The sequence below is a fragment of the Streptomyces sp. NPDC003027 genome (genome assembly GCF_053591435.1).
Genome location: NZ_JBSFTU010000002.1, coordinates 96662 through 114054 on the forward strand (window position 1 = coordinate 96662; position 17393 = coordinate 114054).

The following is a 17393-nucleotide window of genomic DNA, read 5'->3' on the forward strand; positions in this document are numbered from 1 at the left end:
CCGCTTCAGGCGTCGGCACCCACCACCCGTACCGGAAGCCGCTTCATCGCGCCGCGCAGGGACCGCGCCAGCTCCTCGAACTCCTCGTGCCGGGCCGCTCCGGTACGCATGGCCAGAGCGACCCGCCGCGAGGGCGCCGGATCGGTGAAGCGGCCGGTGAACAGGGCCGTGTTGCGGGCGGTCTCGACCTTGACGGCGGTGCGCGGCAGCAGGGTCACCCCGAGACCGCCCGCCACCAGCTGGACCAGGGTGGAAAGCCCCGCCGCGGTGGTGGTGACGGGCGCCCCTTCCGTACGGCCGGCCTCCCGGCAGATGTCGAGGGCCTGGTCGCGCAGGCAGTGCCCCTCGTCGAGCAGCAGCAGATTGAGTTCCTTCAACGCCTCGCGCGGAATGTCGTCGCGGTCGGCCAGCGGATGCCCCTGCGGGGTGACGAGCACGAAGTCCTCGTCGAAGAGCGGCAGCTCGGTGACGCCCGGAACGCCGAGGGGCACGGCGAGCAGCAGCAGATCCAGCCGCCCGGCGGCGAGCCCCTCCAGGAGCGAGGAGGTCTGCTCCTCGTGGACCTGGAGGTCGAGCTCCGGATAGCGTTCGTGAACCAGGCGCAGGACCGTGGGCAGCAGATACGGCGCGACGGTCGGGATCACGCCGAGCCGCAGCACCCCGGTGAAGGGTGCCTGCGCCGCCTCCGCCTCCTCCATCAGCTCCGACACCGCGTCCAGGACGGCCTTGGCGCGCACCGCGAGCCGCTCCCCCGCGGGCGAGAGCAGCACCTTGCGCGTCGTACGCTCGAGGAGCTGGACACCGAGTGCCTCTTCGAGAGCCGAAACCGCGCCCGAAAGCGCGGGCTGGCTCATCCCGATCGCCGCCGCCGCGTCCCGGAAGTGCAGATGCTCCGCGACCGCCGCGAACGCTCTGAGCTGGGAAAGACTGGGCTGCTTGCCTCGGTACGGGTTGTACGGGGATCCCACTGATAACCACCTTCAATCAACACGACCCAGTCTAGCTATTTCACTGATCAATGCACCGCGTGCCATGCTGGGCGCCGTCCAACCCCCATGGAGGACCCCAAAAGGGACCTTCGACCCCTCTGCAAGGAGAGCGCGTGCTCACTGTCGGTGACCAGTTCCCCACCTACGACCTGACCGCCTGCGTGTCGCTGGAGAGCGGCAAGGAGTTCGCTCAGATCGACCACAAGACCTACGAGGGCAAGTGGCGTGTGGTGTTCTTCTGGCCGAAGGACTTCACCTTCGTCTGCCCCACCGAGATCGCCGCGTTCGGCAAGCTGAACGACGAGTTCGCCGACCGTGACGCCCAGATCCTCGGCGTCTCCGGTGACTCGGAGTTCGTGCACCACGCCTGGCGCAAGGACCACGACGACCTGCGTGACCTGCCCTTCCCGATGCTCGCCGACTCGAAGCACGAGCTCATGCGCGAGTGCGGCGTGGAGGGCGAGGACGGCTTCGCGCAGCGTGCCGTCTTCATCGTGGACCAGAACAACGAGATCCAGTTCACCATGGTGACCGCCGGCTCCGTCGGCCGTAACCCCAAGGAGGTCCTGCGGGTGCTGGACGCCCTGCAGACCGACGAGCTCTGCCCGTGCAACTGGACCAAGGGCGAGAACACCCTCGACCCGGTCGCGCTCCTCTCGGGCGAGTAAGGAACGGGTGAACTGAGATGGCTCTCGACGAACTCAAGTCCGCCATACCGGACTTCGCCAAGGACCTGAAGCTGAACCTCGGTTCGGTGATCGGCAACAGCGAGCTGCCGCAGCAGCAGCTCTGGGGCACCGTCCTGGCCTGCGCGATCGCCTCGCGCTCGCCGAAGGTCCTCAAGGAGCTGGAGCCGGAGGCCAAGGCCAATCTGAAGCCCGAGGCGTACCAGGCCGCCAAGTCCGCCGCCGCGATCATGGCGATGAACAACGTCTTCTACCGGACCCGGCACCTGCTGTCGGACCCCGAGTACGGGACGCTGCGCGCCGGTCTGCGGATGAACGTCATCGGCAACCCGGGCGTCGAGAAGGTCGACTTCGAGCTGTGGTCGCTGGCCGTCTCGGCGATCAACGGCTGCGGTCAGTGCCTGGACTCGCACGAGCAGGTGCTCCGCAAGGCCGGTGTCGACCGCGAGACGATCCAGGAGGCCGTCAAGATCGCCTCGGTGATCCAGGCGGTCGGCGTGACGCTGGACGCGGAAGCGGTACTGGCCGAGTAGGGCCGCCGCTACGCGAGGAAGGGCCCCGGGGGTTGTTCGCCCCGGGGCCCTTCCGTCATGCCGTGAGCCGTCATGCAGCCGGCGTCACGCACTCCGCCGTCACGCCTTGAGCGCGGCCATCAGTGCCTTCATGTCCTGGATCAGCACGGCCTCGATCCCCGACAGATCCCTCTTCCGCTCGGCCGGGACCGCCTGGCCCGTGTCCACGTCCCAGTCCCATTCCGGTGTGATCCAGATGTCCAGCTGGGCCTGGCCGTCCAGCACGCTGATCCAGGCACCGGAGTCGTCTTCGTCGCGGTGGACGTACGCCCGCTCCCCGAGCCCCTCGACCGGCTCGGTGTCCGCCATCATCTCGGCGAGCCTCGGCTCGAACTCCGGCCCGGGATCGGTCACCTTGTGCAGGTCGTACGTGACTTCGGCGGTGAAACCGGTGTCGGCCGAGCCCAGCACGACCGAGCATCGCGCCCTGTCCAGCGCCGGGTGCGTCCGGGTCGGCGTCGGCTGGTCGGTGTCCGGCGTCCTCTTCCCCAGCTCCACCTGGAGCGCCTTCAGCTCGGCCTTCTCGCAGAGGTTCTCGACCGTGCGGTATCCGCCCAGGTCGGGGCCGCCGTCCTGGGTCCTCTCGTACACGTGGAGTCCCCCGGCCCACACCGCCGACGCCACCACCGCGCCGCCCAGCGCCCACAGCCAGGGCAGCCGGGGCCGGGGCGGGCGGGGCGGCTCGGGCGCCGGTCCGATACGAGGGGGCGCGGCGGCCGGGAAGGCCGTACCGCCCACGAGTTCGGGTTCGGTGATCACGTGTCGTTCCTGTCCGTCGATCCCGGCGCCGGGGTCGGTGCCACCGCGTGGGCCGTCGCGCCGCGCGGTTCAGGGGTGCTGCGCAGGGCCCGTTCGGTGCTGTACGCGCGGAGGTAGCCGACCGCCGTGTTGGTGACCGCGACCAGCGGCACCGCCACCACCGCGCCGCCGATGCCCGCCGTCAGACCGCCGGCCGCCACCGCGAGGACGACGGCCAGCGGGTGGACCCGCACCGCCCGGCCCAGGATGAAGGGCTGGAGCACATGGCCCTCGATCTGCTGCACGGCCAGGACCACGACCAGCACCATCAGGGCCGTGAACACCCCGTTGGTGACCAGGGCGACCACGACCGCGAGGGCACCGGAGATGACGGCGCCGACCAGCGGGATGAAGGCGAAGAGGAAGATGAAGACGGCGAGCGGCACGGCCATCGGGACGTCGAGGAAGTAGAGCCCGAGGCCGATGAAGACGGCGTCGATGAGGGCGACGATGACCGTTCCGCGTACGTAGGCGGTCAGCGTCCGCCAGGCGCGCGGTCCCGCGCCCGCGACACCGGGCCGCGCCTGGGCGGGCACCAGCTTCAGCGTCCAGTTCCAGACCTTCTTGCCGTCGTACAGCAGGAAGAGCGTCGAGAACATCGCGAGCAGTATGCCGGTCAACGCCTCGACGACCACCGTCACGCCCTGGAGTCCGGCGGTGGTGATCTGCTCGGTGTTGGCGCCGATGGTGTCGCTGAGGTTCTGCGCGATGTCGTTGATCTGCGACTCGGTCACATGGAACGGGGAGTCGAGCAGCCAGCGCTTGAGCTCCTCGATGCCGTCCCTGACGCGGTCGGAGAGATTGCCGAGGTTGTCCATGACCTGCCAGACCACGAACCAGCCCACCAGCCCCATGACCACGAAGCCGGAGACGGCGGTGACGGCGGTGGCGACCCCGCGGGGCAGCCCCATCCTGCGCAGCCGGGCCACGGTGGGCTGGAGCAGCGCGGTGATGAGGAGCGCGGCGACGAAGGCGAGTACGACCAGCTGGACGGAGCTGATCACCTTCATCAGCACCCAGAGCGTGCCGGCGAGGACGAGCAGCCGCCAGCCGGCCTCGGCCGCGACGCGCATGCCCCACGGGATGGCGTCGACGGGATCGGGCCGCGCGGCGACGGCGGGCGCGTAGGCCGGGGGCGCGGGTACGGACGCGGTGGGGGCGACGGGCGCGCGCCGCCCGGGCCACCGGCCGGACCCGGCACCGGCCTTGGCCGTGCCGCCCGATGTGTCCGGGCCGTCGCCCGCGTCGGGAACGTCGGCGCCCGGCCGGTCGGACGGGCCGTCCGTGCCGGGGGCAGGCGCGTCCGACGGGCCGTACGGGCGGTCGCCGATGTCGTCGTAGGGCGGGCCGAGTTCCTCGTCCGCCTCCGCGCGGGCGCGGCGCTCGTCCAGGCGCTCGCTCATCTGGGCCAGGCGGTCGCCCAGCCGGCTCAGCCATCCTGGCAGTTTCGACATGCTCTTCCTTCTTCCCCCGCTCACTCCCTCCAAGGGAGCCCGGCCTGTCCCGAACCTACATGCGCGGAGCCCCTCACCGTAGGACGGTGAGGGGCTCCGCGAGGTTGAGCTCGCCGGACTAGTACCAGCGGTTGGCCTGCCAGAACGACCACGCGCCGCAGGGGCTGTCGTAGCGGTTGTTCATGTAGTTCAGGCCCCACTTGATCTGGGTGGCCGGGTTGGTCTGCCAGTCGGCGCCGGCCGACGACATCTTCGAACCCGGGAGGGCCTGGACGAGACCGTACGCGCCCGAGGACGGGTTGGTCGCGCGGTAGTTCCAGCCGGACTCGTGGTCCACGATGTTGCTGAAGCACTGGAACTGCGAGGCCGGGATCATCTGACGGGCGATCGCTTTGACCTCGGCGATGGAGTAGGAGCCCTGGGCCGAGAAGCTCGACGCGTCGCGCACCGCGGAACGGTTGGCGCGCTCCTCGGCTTCCTTGCGCTCGCGCTCCGCCTTGTCGGCGGCCTTCTTCTTGGCCTCGGCGTCCTGGGCGGCCTGGAGACGGGCCGCTTCCTCAGCGGACTTCTTCGCGGCCGAGTCGGCCGCGGCGGCCTGGGCGTCGGCCTGGGCCGAGAGCGAGGAGACCTGTACCTGGGCCTGCTCGCCCACGGGGATGTCCGCGAGCAGCGTGGTGTCGGCGGCGGTCGCCTCGAAGTTGTCGTCCGCGGGCTGGGTGCCGCCCGAAGCGACGCCGACGACGGCGCCGACAGTGGTGACCGCAGTGGCCGAAGCCACCGCGAATCCCCGGACCGAGATCCGGCTCACACGGTTTCCTTCCAGCATCGCCCACGCAGGTGACCAAATGGGCGAAATCGTGCCCCTGGCGCTGGTCTTCGACGAGATGGGTCACAGAAGACACGGGCCCGTGGTGCTGTGGGCGGCATACGGCGAACGGTTGTTGAGTTGTGTGGTGCCGCACCCCTGAAGGTGCACGTGTGCCGTATGCGGGGCCTGACGGAAGCAAGACTCTGCCGGACGGCGACGCCGCAAGGCAATTCTGAGTTGCGTGTGAAAGCTCACACCCCGTCCCGCGCACCGGTTTTGGCCGATAGGGAGGACAGCGCGGCGCCGCCCGGCTAAGCTCCTGCGCTTTGCCGGGCGGCGCCAACTGCCGTACCCCTACGGGACGGCGTGAAACGCGTCAGATCTGGCCGTCCTCCAGCATTTCGGTCACGAGCGCGGCGATCTGCGAGCGCTCGGAGCGGGTGAGCGTGACGTGGGCGAAGAGCGGATGGCCCTTCAGCTTCTCGACCACGGCGACCACGCCGTCGTACCGGCCGACCCTGAGGTTGTCGCGCTGGGCGACGTCATGGGTCAGCACGACACGGGAGTTCGCCCCGATCCGGGACAGAACGGTCAGGAGGACGTTCCGCTCCAGGGACTGGGCCTCGTCGACGATCACGAAGGCGTCGTGCAGGGAGCGGCCCCGGATGTGCGTGAGCGGCAGGACCTCCAGCATGCCGCGGCCGAGCACCTCCTCGATGACCTCCCGGCCCGCCACCGCGGAGAGCGTGTCGAAGACCGCCTGGGCCCAGGGGCTCATCTTCTCGGACTCGCTGCCCGGCAGATAGCCGAGCTCCTGGCCGCCGACGGCGTACAGCGGACGGAACACCATCACCTTCTGGTGCTGCCGGCGCTCCAGGACCGCCTCCAGGCCGGCGCAGAGCGCCAGCGCGGACTTGCCGGTGCCGGCCCGGCCGCCCATGGAGATGATGCCGACGTCGGGGTCGAGGAGCAGATCGAGCGCGATCCGCTGCTCGGCGCTGCGGCCGCGGATGCCGAAGACCTCCCGGTCGCCGCGCACCAGGCGTACGTTGCCCTCCGCCGTGATCCGGCCGAGCGCCTTGCCCCGCTCGGACTGCAGCACCAGGCCCGTGTGCACCGGGAGCTCGGCGGCCTCCGGGACGTACAGGGTCTCCTGGTCGTAGAGGATGTCCACCTGGTCGGCACCGAGCGCGATCTCGGACATTCCGGTCCAGCCGGAGTCCGTGATGGCGAGTTCGGCGCGGTACTCCTCCGCGAGGAGACCGACCGAGGACGCCTTGATGCGCAGCGGCAGGTCCTTGGAGACGACCGTGACGTCGTACCCCTCGGCCTGGAGGTTGCGCGCGACCGCGAGGATCCGTGAGTCGTTGTCCCCCAACCGGTAGCCGGCCGGGAGCACGCCGGGGTCGGAATGGTTGAGTTCGACCCGCAGCGTGCCGCCGAGGTCCCCGATGGGGAGCGGGGCGTCGAGGCGTCCGTACCGGACCCGGAAGTCGTCCAGGAGGCGCAGGGCCGCCCGGGCGAAGTAGCCGAGCTCGGGGTGGTGCCGCTTGGCCTCCAACTCGGTGACCACGACGATCGGGAGCACGACCTCGTGCTCGTCGAATCGGGACACGGCGTTGGGGTCGGCCAGCAGGACGCTGGTGTCGAGTACGTAGGTGCGCCTGTCGGACAAGCGGCGCTTAGTGCTGGTCACCACGGAAGGACAGACCCCCTCTGAAGACCCCTGCGAGCGCGGGGTGCGACGGAATCGGTGTCGCTGCGGGATGGGACCGGGCTCTGGCCACGAAAGGCGGGCCGAGCACCGGCCCTCCGCTTCGTCCGTGCATGTCCTGCACGGTCGTCCTGGTGCAACGGGCCTCCCGGGTGGCGGTCTCCGTGCCGCTCACTCTGGAAGGGATATGCCCTGCGGGAGGCGCCGCCATGCCATGGCATATGACGACGTGTTCATACTGTGCCTATCGGGGGAGACCCCCGTGCCCCCCGCCTCGGTGACCCGCGCTCCGGCGCGGGTGCGGCGGGGGACCAGCGCGGGTGTCAGGTGCCGTAGCGGCGGTGCCGGGCCGCGTAGTCGCGCAGCGCGCGCAGGAAGTCCACCTTGCGGAAGGCGGGCCAGTGGACTTCACAGAAGTAGTACTCGGAATGGGCGCTCTGCCACAGCATGAAACCGGACAGGCGCTGCTCGCCGCTGGTACGGATGACCAGGTCCGGGTCGGGCTGTCCGCGCGTGTAGAGGTGCTCGGAGATGTGTTCGACATCGACGGTCTCGGCGAGCTCCTCGAAGCTCGTCCCCTTCTCCGCGTGTTCCAGGAGCAGCGAGCGGACCGCGTCCGCGATCTCCTGGCGACCGCCGTAGCCCACGGCCACGTTCACGAGTATCCCCGTGTTGTCGTGGGTGGCCTGCTCGGCTTCCTTCAGTACGGACTGGGTGCGGGCGGGCAGCAGGTCCAGCGTGCCCACGTGGTGGACGCGCCAGCGGCCGTCGGCCGCGAGGGCGCGCACCGCGTTCTCGATGATGCCGAGCAGCGGCACGAGCTGCTCCTCGGGCCGGTTCAGATTGTCCGTGGAGAGCATCCAGAGCGTGACGACCTCGACGTCGGTCTCGGCGCACCAGCCGAGCAGCTCCTGGATCTTGTCCGCACCGGCCTTGTGGCCCTGCTCGGGAGTCCCGCCGGACGCCTTGGCCCAGCGCCGGTTGCCGTCGAGGATGACACCGATGTGCTTCGGCACCTGGGCGTGGTCGAGGCGGCCTTCCACCCGGCGTGCGTAGAGCCCGTACACCAGGTCGCGCAGGTTCACTGTTCTTAACCCCTCCATGCCGCGGCGGTTCCCCGAAGCCGCCACATTACTGCGCACGGGTCAATGGCTCCCAGCCCGGGACTGTCACAAGACCGTGATAAGCAGAGATACGTGACTGATTCTCCCCTGTACCGCGCCTCAGCGGACCGTTACGACCACATGGAGTACCGCCGCACCGGGCGCAGCGGGCTCCGGCTTCCCGCCATCTCGCTGGGCCTCTGGCACAACTTCGGCGACGACCGGACGCTCGGCTCGCAGCGGGCGATCCTGCGCCGCGCCTTCGACCTGGGCGTGACCCACTTCGACCTGGCGAACAACTACGGACCGCCGCCCGGCTCCGCCGAGCTGAACTTCGGCAAGATCTTCGCCCAGGACTTCGCGCCCTACCGGGACGAGCTGATCGTCTCGACGAAGGCCGGCTATCTGATGCACCCGGGGCCGTACGGGGAGTGGGGCTCCCGCAAGTACCTGATGTCGTCGCTCGACGCCTCGCTGAAGCGGATGGGCCTCGACCACGTCGACATCTTCTACTCGCACCGCTTCGATCCGCACACCCCGCTGGAGGAGACGATGGGGGCCCTGGCCTCCGCCGTCCAGCAGGGCAAGGCGCTGTACGTCGGTGTCTCCTCGTACACCAGCGAGCAGACCGCCGAGGCCGCCGGAATCCTCAGGGAGATGGGCGTCCCCGCCCTCATCCACCAGCCGTCGTACTCCATGATCAACCGCTGGACGGAGGAGGACGGCCTGCTCGACACGCTTGAGGCGGCCGGCATGGGCTGCATCTCCTTCGTGCCGCTGGCCCAGGGGCTGCTCACCAACAAGTATCTGACGGGTGTCCCGGAGGGTTCGCGGGCGACGCAGGGCAAGTCCCTCGACCCGAACCTGCTCTCCGACGAGGTGCTGCGGCGGCTGCGCGGGCTGGCGGAGATCGCCGAGCGCCGGGGGCAGTCCCTGGCGCAGCTGGCGCTGTCGTGGGTGCTGCGCGACGAGCGGATGACCTCGGCGCTGATCGGCGCGTCCAGCGTCGGGCAGCTGGAGGAGAACGTGGCCGCTCTGTCCGGTCCGCCGCTGACCGAGGAGGAGCTGAAGGAGATCGACTCGTTCGCGGTGGACACCGAGGGCACGAACATCTGGGCCGGGCGGAGCTGACGCCGGGGCGGGGGGCAGAACCGACGCCGGGCCGGTGGAAGCACGGGCGCGCCGGGGCGGTGAAGAAAAAACGGGCCGGTCCGTGGGGGGGATACGGACCGGCCCGAGGGGGGGTTTCCACCATAACCCTTCGTAAGTCGTGGTGCGTGCCACCCGGAGCCGACGGATGGCCGGCGAGTCGCCCCAGCCCAGTCGCGGCACGGGTCGTGAGGGCGGTGGCGGGTTTACGCCCGGGCGTGGCGGCGGTTTCCGTACTCCCAAGGGGGACCCCCGGCGGCGGGAGCCCGGTTGACGCGCGGGGGGGCCGGCCGGGGGGACAGTGCGGGGGGGGCGGTGGTCAGGCGGCCTGCTCCGCCTTGCGGGCGAGGATCTCCGCCATGAAGCGCTCGCCCCACTCCCCCAGCGGCATGAGCGCCGTGTTGAGCGCCTCGCCCAGCTCGGTCAGGGAGTACTCCACCCGGGGCGGGACCTCCCGGTAGATCTCGCGGTGGACGATGCCGTCGACCTCCAGCTCGCGCAGTTGCTGGATCAGCATCTTCTCGCTGACGCCGGAGACCTGCCGCCTGAGCTCCCCGAAGCGGCAGGTGCCGTGTGCGTGCAGCGCCCACAGGATCAGCGGCTTCCACTTGCCGCCGACGACGTCGACGGCCGCGTCGAGCCCGCAGTCGTATCCCGTCTTCCCCTTGGCCATCGCCAACTCCTCGAATCGTCTCGGCTGTTCGGTCAAGGCGGACAGCTCCTGACCTATTCCGCTCCTACGGTCGGAGGCATGACCACCACCCCACCACACGTCAGCTGGGACCAGGCAGCCGCCCGGAGGATCCACCGTCAGTTTCTGGACGAGCCGGCCGACGCCCCGCCGGTGGCGGTGACGGCCGCGATGCTCGGCGCGCACGCCCAGGTCCTGTCGGCGGCCGAGCTGTCCGTGGCCCTGCGCACGACCGAGGCGACCCGGACCGACGTGCGGGCCGCGCTGTGGCGGGACCGCTCGCTCATCAAGACGTACGGCCCGCGCGGCACCGTACATCTGCTGCCCGCCGCCGATCTGCCGCTGTGGACGGGGGCGCTCTCCGCGATCCCGTCCGGGCCGCACCAGATGCCGGCGGACGTACGGATGACGGCCGCGCAGACGGACGAGGTCCTGGCGGCGATCGGGGACGCGCTCGCGGGCGCGGAGCTGACCGTGGACGAACTGACGGACGCGATCGTGTCCCGAACCGGCCCCTGGGCGGGCGAGCGGGTGATGGACGCCTTCCAGGACAAGTGGCCGCGCTGGCGGCAGATGACCCACACGGCGGCACATCGCGGGGTCCTGTGCTTCGGGCCGAACCGCGGCCGGAAGACCACCTACACCAGCCCGGGCGTGCGGCCCGCGGAGGGGACCGAGGCGCTCGGCGCCCTCGTCGAGCGCTACCTGTACGCGTACGGCCCGGCGACCCCGCGGCACTTCGCGAAGTGGCTGGCCGCCCCGGCGGGGTGGGCGGGCACGCTGTTCGCCGCGCTGGCCGGGGACGGGCGGATCGAGGAGGTCTCCTTCGAGGGCGCGGCGGCCTGGGTCGTCGCCGGGGACACGGAGTTCCCGGCGGAACCGGCGCGGGGCGTGCGGCTGCTGCCGTACTTCGACGCCTTCACCATCGCCTCGCAGCCGCGCGCACGCCTCTTCCCGGGCGCCGCGTACGAACGGGCGCTCGCGGGCGGGCAGGCCGGCAACTTCCCCGTGCTGCTCGTCGACGGAACGGTGGCCGGCGTATGGCACCAGCGGCGCTCGGGCAAGCGGATCGCGGTCACGGTCGAACCGCTGCGGTCACTGAACGCGGCCCGTACGCGGGAGCTGGAGGCCCAGGCCGAGCGGGTGGCCTCGGTCCTGGAGGGGACGGCGGACCTGACGGTGGGGACGGTGACGGTGGGCCCGCACGCGTGAGCGTTCCGGGTCGGGGCGGGGGCGGGGGCATCGAGTGCCAGGCGATCCGGGGGCCGGGGGCGGGCGGCTCCGGTGGCGTCGAGCGCGCGGCGCTCCGGGGGGGGGCGCGGCGCTCGGGGGCGCGGGAGGGTCAGCGGGCGGTGCGGTGCAGGAGGGTCAGGCCGTCGCGTGCGGCGACGAGTTCGTAGCCGTGCTTGTCCCGCGCCGCGGCCAGCTCCGCCAGCTGCTGTTCGAGCGGGTAGGGCCAGTGGCCGGTCCTGTACGGCCATGCCTCCGGTGCCTGGGCGTCGTGGAGGATCCACTCGGCCGTGGGCGCGGGGAGGTGCTTGCGGTCGTACCGGTAGAGCTTGCTGTCCACCGGGAACGTCGGAAAGACGACGACCGTGCAGCGCGCGGTGAGCTGCGGGACCAGCCGGTTGGACGCGGCGACGGTCGCGCCGTCCGGGATCCTCGCGAGCAGCGTGCGCGCCGCCTCGATGTGAGGGGTGGTGCGCCAGGTGGCCCGCTGGGCGAGCTGGGCCAGCGGGAAGGACGGGATCATCACCGCCGTCACCGCGAGCACCGTGGCGAGCGAGGCGCGGATGTGGCGGGCGGCGAGCGGATGGTCACCACGGCGCCAGACGGTGAGGGCGTCGATCAGCCCGGCGAAGACGACCGGCATGAGCACCGCGCTGTAGTGGAAGGCCGTGCCCCAGTGGAAGCCGTTCTCGGAGAACATCCGCCAGGCGAGGGTCGGTACGGCGATCAGCGAGAGCGGGGAGCGGAGCGCGAGGAGGGCGGACGGGGCGAAGACCAGGACGAGGGTCATCGCCTTGATGTCGGGGCGCAGGGCGTCGAGCGGCGCGTGGGCGAGGGTGGAGAGCAGGGAGCCGTGACCGTCGGAGAGGTTGCCGCCGTGGGCGTAGCCCCCTCCGGGGTTGAACGCGGGCAGCAGGAGGGTGATCTCGACGACGGAGCCGAGCAGACCGGCCACGGCGGTGGCGACGCCGAGCCGGCGCGGGCCTTTGAGCGCGATGTACACGCCGACGGCCGCCAAGGTGAGCCCCAGGTCCTCCTTGACGAGCAGCAGGGGCGCCGCCCAGGCGACGGCCGGGCCCCAGCGCCGCCGACCGAGCGCTTCGAGGCTGAACGCGAGGAGCGGTACGGCGAGGGCCACCTCGTGGAAGTCGAAGGCGGCGGCTGAGGCGATCCCCCAGCTCAGCCCGTACCCGGCGGCGACGACATGGGCGGCCCGGCGGCCGACCGCGCGGGCCGCCCAGCGGGCGAGGGGGACGACGGCGAGGGCGAGAAGCGCGGCCTGGGCGACCAGCAGGCAGAGGGGTGAGGGCCAGAGCCGGTAGAGGGGGGCGAGGACGGCGAGGAGGGGGTGGAAGTGGTCGCCGAGGAGGTTGAAACCCTCCCCACGCAACGGGACGACGGGCGCGCGCAGTTCGGCGTAGGCGCTGACGACCTGCTCGAAGATGCCGAGGTCGTAGCCGGTGGTACGGAGGAGGAGGTGGCGGCGCACGGCGACGGTCGCGTAGAGGACGCACAGACCGGCGGCCCACGCCCAGGGCAGGAGGGCGGACGCTTCCCGGCGCGGCCGGAGGACCGCGGGAACCACCTGAACCGTTCTGTCGGCAATTGTCCGCATACGGCAGGATGCTAGGACCTGAACCTCAGGGGGTGGCGGAGAGCGCGCCGAGGAGGATGCCGAGCAGGGCGCCGCCGAGCATGAAGGGGCCGAACGGGATCGCCGCCTTGCGGCCGCCGCGCCGGGCGAGGACCAGGCCGAGCCCGTACAGCGAACCGAGGAGGAAGCCCGCGAAGGCCCCGGCGAAGAGGATGCCCCAGCCGTACCAGCCGAGGGCGGCGCCGAGGGAGAGCGCGAGTTTGACGTCGCCGAAGCCCATGCCGGCGGGGTTGATCAGGAACAGCAGCAGATAGGCGCCGCCCAGGGCGAGCGCGCCGAGGAGCGCGTGGCTCCAGGAACCGGCGTCGTACGGGAGGAGGGCGGCGCCGCCGAGGAGCGACGGGGTGGCGGCGGCGAGCGGGAGCGTGAGCCCGTCGGGCAGCCGGTGCACGCGGACGTCGACGCTCGCCAGGAGCACCCCGAAGGGCGCGTACAGCAGCCAGACGACCAGCTCGGGGCGGGGCCCGGTGGCGGCGGCGAGGAGGGCGCAGACGAGGGCGGTGAGGAGGGAGGGGGTGAAGGGGGTGGGGGTGTTGGGGATGGGGGTGGGGGTGGGGGTGGGGGCGGAAGTGGTTTCGGGCCCCGGCTGGGGCAGGGACTGGGACTGGGGCTGGGGCTGGGGCTGGGGCTCGGGCTCGGGCTCGGGCTGGGGCTGGGGCTCGGGCTCGGGCTCGGGCTGGGGCTGGGGCTCGGTTACGGGGGGCGCGGCTGCGGTCCGGATCAGGGCGTCGGGGCCGCACGTACGGCAGAGCGGGCCCCCGAGCCAGCCGCCCGCCGGACCCGTGAGGGCGTGGCCCGCCGGGCAGCGGTCACGCCAGGGCTCCCCGGGCTCGACCGACAACCGGTAGGCCGCGCGCGGCACGAGCAGGCCGGCGGCGGCGCCCCACAGGGCGGCGACGGCGATCAGCGTGGCGAACACGGCCCGACCCTAGGCCCGGCGTACCGCTACCGTCTCCCTTATGGGGAGTTGGCGCGACGGCACGGGGACGCTGACCGTCCCGGACGGGACGGTACCGCTGGAGATCGCGGCCTCCTACCGGGCCCGGCGAAGGGGGCTGCTCCGCCGTGACGGCATCAGAGGCGCGCTCCTCATCACCCCGACCAACAGCGTGCACACCTTCGGCATGCGGTTCACCATCGACGTGGCCTATCTGGACCGTTCGTTCCGCGTGATCGACGTGGTGACGATGAGGCCGGGCCGGCTCGGCATGGTCCGGCCGCGCGGCCGGCATGTGCTGGAGGCGGAGGGCGGCGCGATGGCGGCCTGGGGCCTGCGGCGGGGCGTACGGGTCACGGCGGTCCCGACCCCAGAAGCGTGAAGGCGCCGTAGACGGCGGAGGCGAGCGCAAGACCGGCCAGGACGAGGACCCGGTTGCGCACCCGGAGCCGTACCAGCGCCACCGCGGCCGGGAGGAGCAGACCGAACGCCGGCATCATCAGGCGCGGCCGGGAGCCGAAGTACGCGGCGCCGACGAGGGAGACCACGACGACGCCGATCGTGTACACGAGCAGGGGCAGGGGCTGCCTCTGCCGTACGCACAGGACCACGAGCCAGGCGAGCAGGCCGAGGGCCGCGCACAGGCCGAGGGCGGCCAGGGGCGGCAGGCCCCAGATGAAGCGGGCGAGGGCGACCCCGCCGTCGATGGAGTTGCCCCAGGCCGCCTGGACGTCGAAGTAGGCGGTCGCGCTGCCCTCGCGCACGCCGACGTAGGCGATGTACGCGAGCCAGCCCAGCGGCGCGAGCAGAGCGCCGGCCACCACGCGCGCGTGGAGCCCGCGTTCGCGGACGAGGGTGGCGAGGGCCGTGATGCCGATGGCGGCGACGAGCGCGGCCGCGGTCGGCCGGGTGAGCCCGGCCAGCGCGCACAGGGCGCCGGCCAGGACCCAGCGCTCGCGCAGCACGGCGAGGACCGACCAGGCGGCGAGCGCGGTGAAGAGCGTTTCGGTGTACGCCATCGACTGCACGAACGCGGTCGGGTACACGCCCCACAGGACGGCGAGGCTGATCCCGGCGGGGCGGCCCGCGATGTGTGTGCCGACGGCGCAGAGGCCCCATGCGGCGGCGAGTGACGCGGTCCAGGAGACGAGGAGGCCGGCGGTGGCGGCGTCGACGGGGAGGGCGGCGGACAGGGCCCGTTCGAGGAGGGGGAAGAGGGGGAAGAAGGCGAGGTCGGAGTGGACGCTGCCGTTGGGCAGGGTGACCTGGTGGCCGTAGCCGTGCTCGGCGATCCTGACGTACCAGACGGAGTCCCAGCGTCCGCTCAGCCGGTGCAGTCCGTCCTTGCCGGTGACGGCGGCGGCGATGCCGAGGACCGCGAGGCCCAGAAGGCGGGTGGCGGCGTAGCCGCCGAGCGCGGGCCAGGGGACGGCCACGAGGGCGGGCCACCGCCGTGCGGTTGGCTGAGCTGGGGACATGCGCTCGATTATGTCCGGGCCTGTCCACAGCTCCGAGGGCGGGCGACAGCTCCGAGGGCGGGCGACGAGAGCGGGTTGTCCACAGGGGATGCGGACAGCCCCTCGTTGGTGGACCGTTGGGGCATGAAGGGGGGCGGGGGACGTGGAGGGGGGCGGGGGACGTGGAGGACTTGGTGCGGACGGCCCGGGGCGGGGTGCTCCTGACCGAATGGGCGTATGCGGCCGGCTGGCCACCGGGGAGGCTGCGGGGACGGCTGCGGGGCGAGGGATGGCAGCGGATCTGCCGGGGGGCGTGGGCCGTTCCGGGAAAGGAGGTGGACTGGAAGGTCCGGGCGAGGGCGGTCCAGCTGCGACGGCCGGGGTGGGTGTGCAGCCACAGGACGGCGGCGGCGCTGCACCGCGTCGAGGTCCTGAACGGCGGCGCCTTGAACGGCGGCGTCCTGAACCGTGGCGGCGCGGAAGGGGAGGAAGGGGAGGAAGGGCGAGTTCTGGAGTTCACGATGCTGCGGCGGGGAGGCTGCGGGGCCTCCGCCAGGGCCGGCCTGCGCGTCCACACGACGGTGCTCCTCACCGAACGGGACGTGTCCGTACGGGCAGGGCTGCGGGTGACGACCCCGGCGCGGACGGTCGGCGACCTGATGCGGTGCGGCAGCCGTGAGGAGGGCGTGGTCGTGGCGGACTCCGCGCTGTCCCGCCGCACCGTCCGGGGCGTCCGCCGCGAACCGCTGGTCCGCCCCGACGATCTGGCGACCCAGCTGTCCCGCCGCCTCCCGGGCGCGCCCCGGGCACGGGCCATGCTGCCCCTGACCGACCCGGCGGCCGGCTCTCCCGCCGAGACGATCGCCCGCCTCCGCATGCGGGACGCGGGTCTCCACCCGGAGTCCCAGCCACTCCTCCACACCGCCTCCGGCCGCCCCCTGCGCCCCGACTTCCTCTTCCGCGAGGCGGGCCTGGTCGTCGAGATCGAGGGCTACGCCTTCCACGGCACCCGCCACGCCCACGCCCGCGACATCGACCGATTCAACGCCCTCGCGGAATGCCCGTCGGTCCGCCGGATCCTGCGCTTCACGGCCACGGAGGTCTTCCACCACCCGGACCGCATGATCGCCAGGATCCGGGCGGTACTGGCGACGTAGGCAGTGCCGGTTCGCCACGCATGGAGCACCACGCCAAAATCTCCGGCACGGCCGTCGTCCTGGCACTGGCCCTCCCGGTGGGCCTCTACCTCCTCATGGTCTCTCTGCTGCACAGCCTCCCGCTGTCCGCGGCCGACCCCTTCCAGCTGCTTCTGATCTCCCTCACCCTCGCCGTGCTGCTCGCCGCGGTCCTGCTGGCAGCCGCCGGCGTGGCCGTCGCGGTGTGTCTGCTCGTGATCACGCTCGTGCCGTTCGTCACCGTGATCGGCTACGAGACGATCGGCCACCGTCACCAACAGCGAATGCTGAGGAGATTCGGTACGCGGTAAGCAGGGCACCGCCCGCACCAGGCATCACAGCAGACCGTCAACTCGCATCAGTCGTCTGTCGTGCGGGGGAAGGAGATCTCCACGCGGCGGTTCTTCGTACGGCCCTCCTCCGTGCGGTTGTCGGCGATGGGGTAGTCCTCGCTGTACCCGCGGATGTCGAACGTCTTCCCAGGGTCGAGAGTCTTGGCCAACTCCTGCTGCACGGCGTTGGCCCGCTGCTTGGAGAGCTTGAGGCCGTGCTCGTACGTCCCGAGGTTGTCGGTGAACCCGAAGACCCGGACCTTGCTGGAGTGCTGCTGGTTGATCTCGGCGGCGATGGCGGCGATACGCGCGGCGGCGGCGCTGCTGAGCTTGGCGCTGTCCTTGCCGAACAGCACCTCGGCCTGGAGGGCGAACGTGACGTCCACGTTGGTGTCCTCCCGCCGCTGTTCACCACCCTCCTCCTCGACGATCTGCTTGATGTCGAGCACCTTGGCGGGCGCGAGGGTGGCCCCGTCGGGAAGCATGAGCTCGGGCGAGTTCGGGTCGATCGGAGGTGGCGGGGAGGAGCTGGAGGTGGAGTTGGGCGGGTCGTCGGCGAGGGCGGGGCCGGCGGTGAGCGTCGCCGCGAGGAGGGTGACGGCGGCGAGGGTGGCGAGGCGGTGGGGAGTCGTCATGGCGGCGCG

18 protein-coding genes are annotated in these 17393 nt (G+C 71.8%); 7 read left to right on the forward strand and 11 right to left on the reverse strand.

What is annotated here, in order from left to right; genetic code table 11:
• Window positions 1-5: 5 nt before the first annotated feature.
• Window positions 6-968 (reverse strand): hydrogen peroxide-inducible genes activator, encoded by a 963-nt coding sequence (locus ACWDX6_RS02160; RefSeq protein ID WP_451483033.1) that lies wholly within the window; start codon window positions 966-968, stop codon window positions 6-8.
• Between the two features lie 134 nt (window positions 969-1102).
• Here ACWDX6_RS02160 and ACWDX6_RS02165 point away from each other — a divergent pair, with 134 nt between their 5' ends.
• Together ACWDX6_RS02165 and ACWDX6_RS02170 are read left to right on the forward strand one after the other, a co-directional pair.
• Complete coding sequence (locus ACWDX6_RS02165; RefSeq protein ID WP_451483034.1) at window positions 1103-1657, forward strand: peroxiredoxin; 555 nt, start codon at window positions 1103-1105, stop codon at window positions 1655-1657.
• A gap of 17 nt (window positions 1658-1674) precedes the next feature.
• A complete protein-coding gene (locus tag ACWDX6_RS02170; RefSeq protein WP_356885578.1) occupies window positions 1675-2208 on the forward strand; it encodes an alkyl hydroperoxide reductase in 534 nt (177 codons plus the stop codon).
• 99 nt (window positions 2209-2307) lie between these two features.
• Here the strand turns inward: ACWDX6_RS02170 and ACWDX6_RS02175 are convergent, their stop codons facing one another.
• From ACWDX6_RS02175 to ACWDX6_RS02195, 5 genes are all read right to left on the reverse strand, one after another.
• Window positions 2308-3006 carry a hypothetical protein gene (locus ACWDX6_RS02175; protein WP_451483035.1) on the reverse strand — a complete coding sequence of 233 codons (699 nt, stop codon included), beginning with the start codon at window positions 3004-3006 and terminating at the stop codon, window positions 2308-2310.
• Complete coding sequence (locus ACWDX6_RS02180) at window positions 3003-4499, reverse strand: AI-2E family transporter (RefSeq protein ID WP_451483036.1); 1497 nt, start codon at window positions 4497-4499, stop codon at window positions 3003-3005. Before ACWDX6_RS02180 ends, ACWDX6_RS02175 begins: the two co-directional genes overlap by 4 nt.
• Window positions 4500-4617: 118 nt before the next feature.
• Window positions 4618-5307, reverse strand: coding sequence for an aggregation-promoting factor C-terminal-like domain-containing protein (locus tag ACWDX6_RS02185; protein WP_451483037.1), 690 nt, complete (start codon window positions 5305-5307; stop codon window positions 4618-4620).
• A 376-nt stretch (window positions 5308-5683) separates the two neighbouring features.
• Window positions 5684-7006, reverse strand: a complete 1323-nt coding sequence (locus ACWDX6_RS02190) for a PhoH family protein (RefSeq protein WP_451483038.1) — start codon at window positions 7004-7006, stop codon at window positions 5684-5686.
• Window positions 7007-7344: 338 nt separating this feature from the next.
• Entirely contained in the window at window positions 7345-8106 is a 762-nt protein-coding gene (locus ACWDX6_RS02195) for an isoprenyl transferase (RefSeq protein WP_451483039.1), read from the reverse strand.
• A 111-nt stretch (window positions 8107-8217) separates the two neighbouring features.
• Between ACWDX6_RS02195 and mgrA the strand changes: the two genes are divergently transcribed.
• On the forward strand, window positions 8218-9255 hold the full coding sequence (mgrA, locus tag ACWDX6_RS02200; RefSeq protein WP_451483040.1) for an L-glyceraldehyde 3-phosphate reductase: 1038 nt from the start codon (window positions 8218-8220) through the stop codon (window positions 9253-9255).
• Between the two features lie 337 nt (window positions 9256-9592).
• Here mgrA and ACWDX6_RS02205 read toward each other — a convergent pair whose 3' ends face one another.
• Entirely contained in the window at window positions 9593-9946 is a 354-nt protein-coding gene (locus tag ACWDX6_RS02205; RefSeq protein ID WP_451483041.1) for a winged helix-turn-helix transcriptional regulator, read from the reverse strand.
• Between the two features lie 78 nt (window positions 9947-10024).
• On the opposite strand from ACWDX6_RS02205, the gene ACWDX6_RS02210 reads away from it, so the two are divergent.
• On the forward strand, window positions 10025-11176 hold the full coding sequence (locus ACWDX6_RS02210; protein WP_451483042.1) for a winged helix DNA-binding domain-containing protein: 1152 nt from the start codon (window positions 10025-10027) through the stop codon (window positions 11174-11176).
• Window positions 11177-11306: 130 nt separating this feature from the next.
• On the opposite strand, the gene ACWDX6_RS02215 is transcribed toward ACWDX6_RS02210, so the two are convergent.
• Window positions 11307-12809 carry a DUF2079 domain-containing protein gene (locus tag ACWDX6_RS02215; protein ID WP_451483043.1) on the reverse strand — a complete coding sequence of 501 codons (1503 nt, stop codon included), beginning with the start codon at window positions 12807-12809 and terminating at the stop codon, window positions 11307-11309.
• A gap of 25 nt (window positions 12810-12834) precedes the next feature.
• Entirely contained in the window at window positions 12835-13767 is a 933-nt protein-coding gene (locus tag ACWDX6_RS02220; protein WP_451483044.1) for a prepilin peptidase, read from the reverse strand.
• A gap of 40 nt (window positions 13768-13807) precedes the next feature.
• On the opposite strand from ACWDX6_RS02220, the gene ACWDX6_RS02225 reads away from it, so the two are divergent.
• Window positions 13808-14167 carry a DUF192 domain-containing protein gene (locus tag ACWDX6_RS02225; RefSeq protein WP_451483045.1) on the forward strand — a complete coding sequence of 120 codons (360 nt, stop codon included), beginning with the start codon at window positions 13808-13810 and terminating at the stop codon, window positions 14165-14167.
• Here ACWDX6_RS02225 and ACWDX6_RS02230 read toward each other — a convergent pair.
• Window positions 14139-15263, reverse strand: a complete 1125-nt coding sequence (locus tag ACWDX6_RS02230; protein ID WP_451483046.1) for a hypothetical protein — start codon at window positions 15261-15263, stop codon at window positions 14139-14141. The two genes, ACWDX6_RS02225 and ACWDX6_RS02230, sit on opposite strands and share 29 nt — an antisense overlap.
• Window positions 15264-15577: 314 nt before the next feature.
• Between ACWDX6_RS02230 and ACWDX6_RS02235 the strand changes: the two genes are divergently transcribed.
• Window positions 15578-16399, forward strand: a complete 822-nt coding sequence (locus ACWDX6_RS02235; RefSeq protein WP_451483047.1) for an endonuclease domain-containing protein — start codon at window positions 15578-15580, stop codon at window positions 16397-16399.
• A 20-nt stretch (window positions 16400-16419) separates the two neighbouring features.
• On the forward strand, window positions 16420-16728 hold the full coding sequence (locus ACWDX6_RS02240) for a hypothetical protein (protein ID WP_451483048.1): 309 nt from the start codon (window positions 16420-16422) through the stop codon (window positions 16726-16728).
• A gap of 47 nt (window positions 16729-16775) precedes the next feature.
• Here the strand turns inward: ACWDX6_RS02240 and ACWDX6_RS02245 are convergent, their stop codons facing one another.
• Window positions 16776-17384 (reverse strand): OmpA family protein, encoded by a 609-nt coding sequence (locus tag ACWDX6_RS02245; RefSeq protein ID WP_451483049.1) that lies wholly within the window; start codon window positions 17382-17384, stop codon window positions 16776-16778.
• Window positions 17385-17393: the final 9 nt, after the last annotated feature.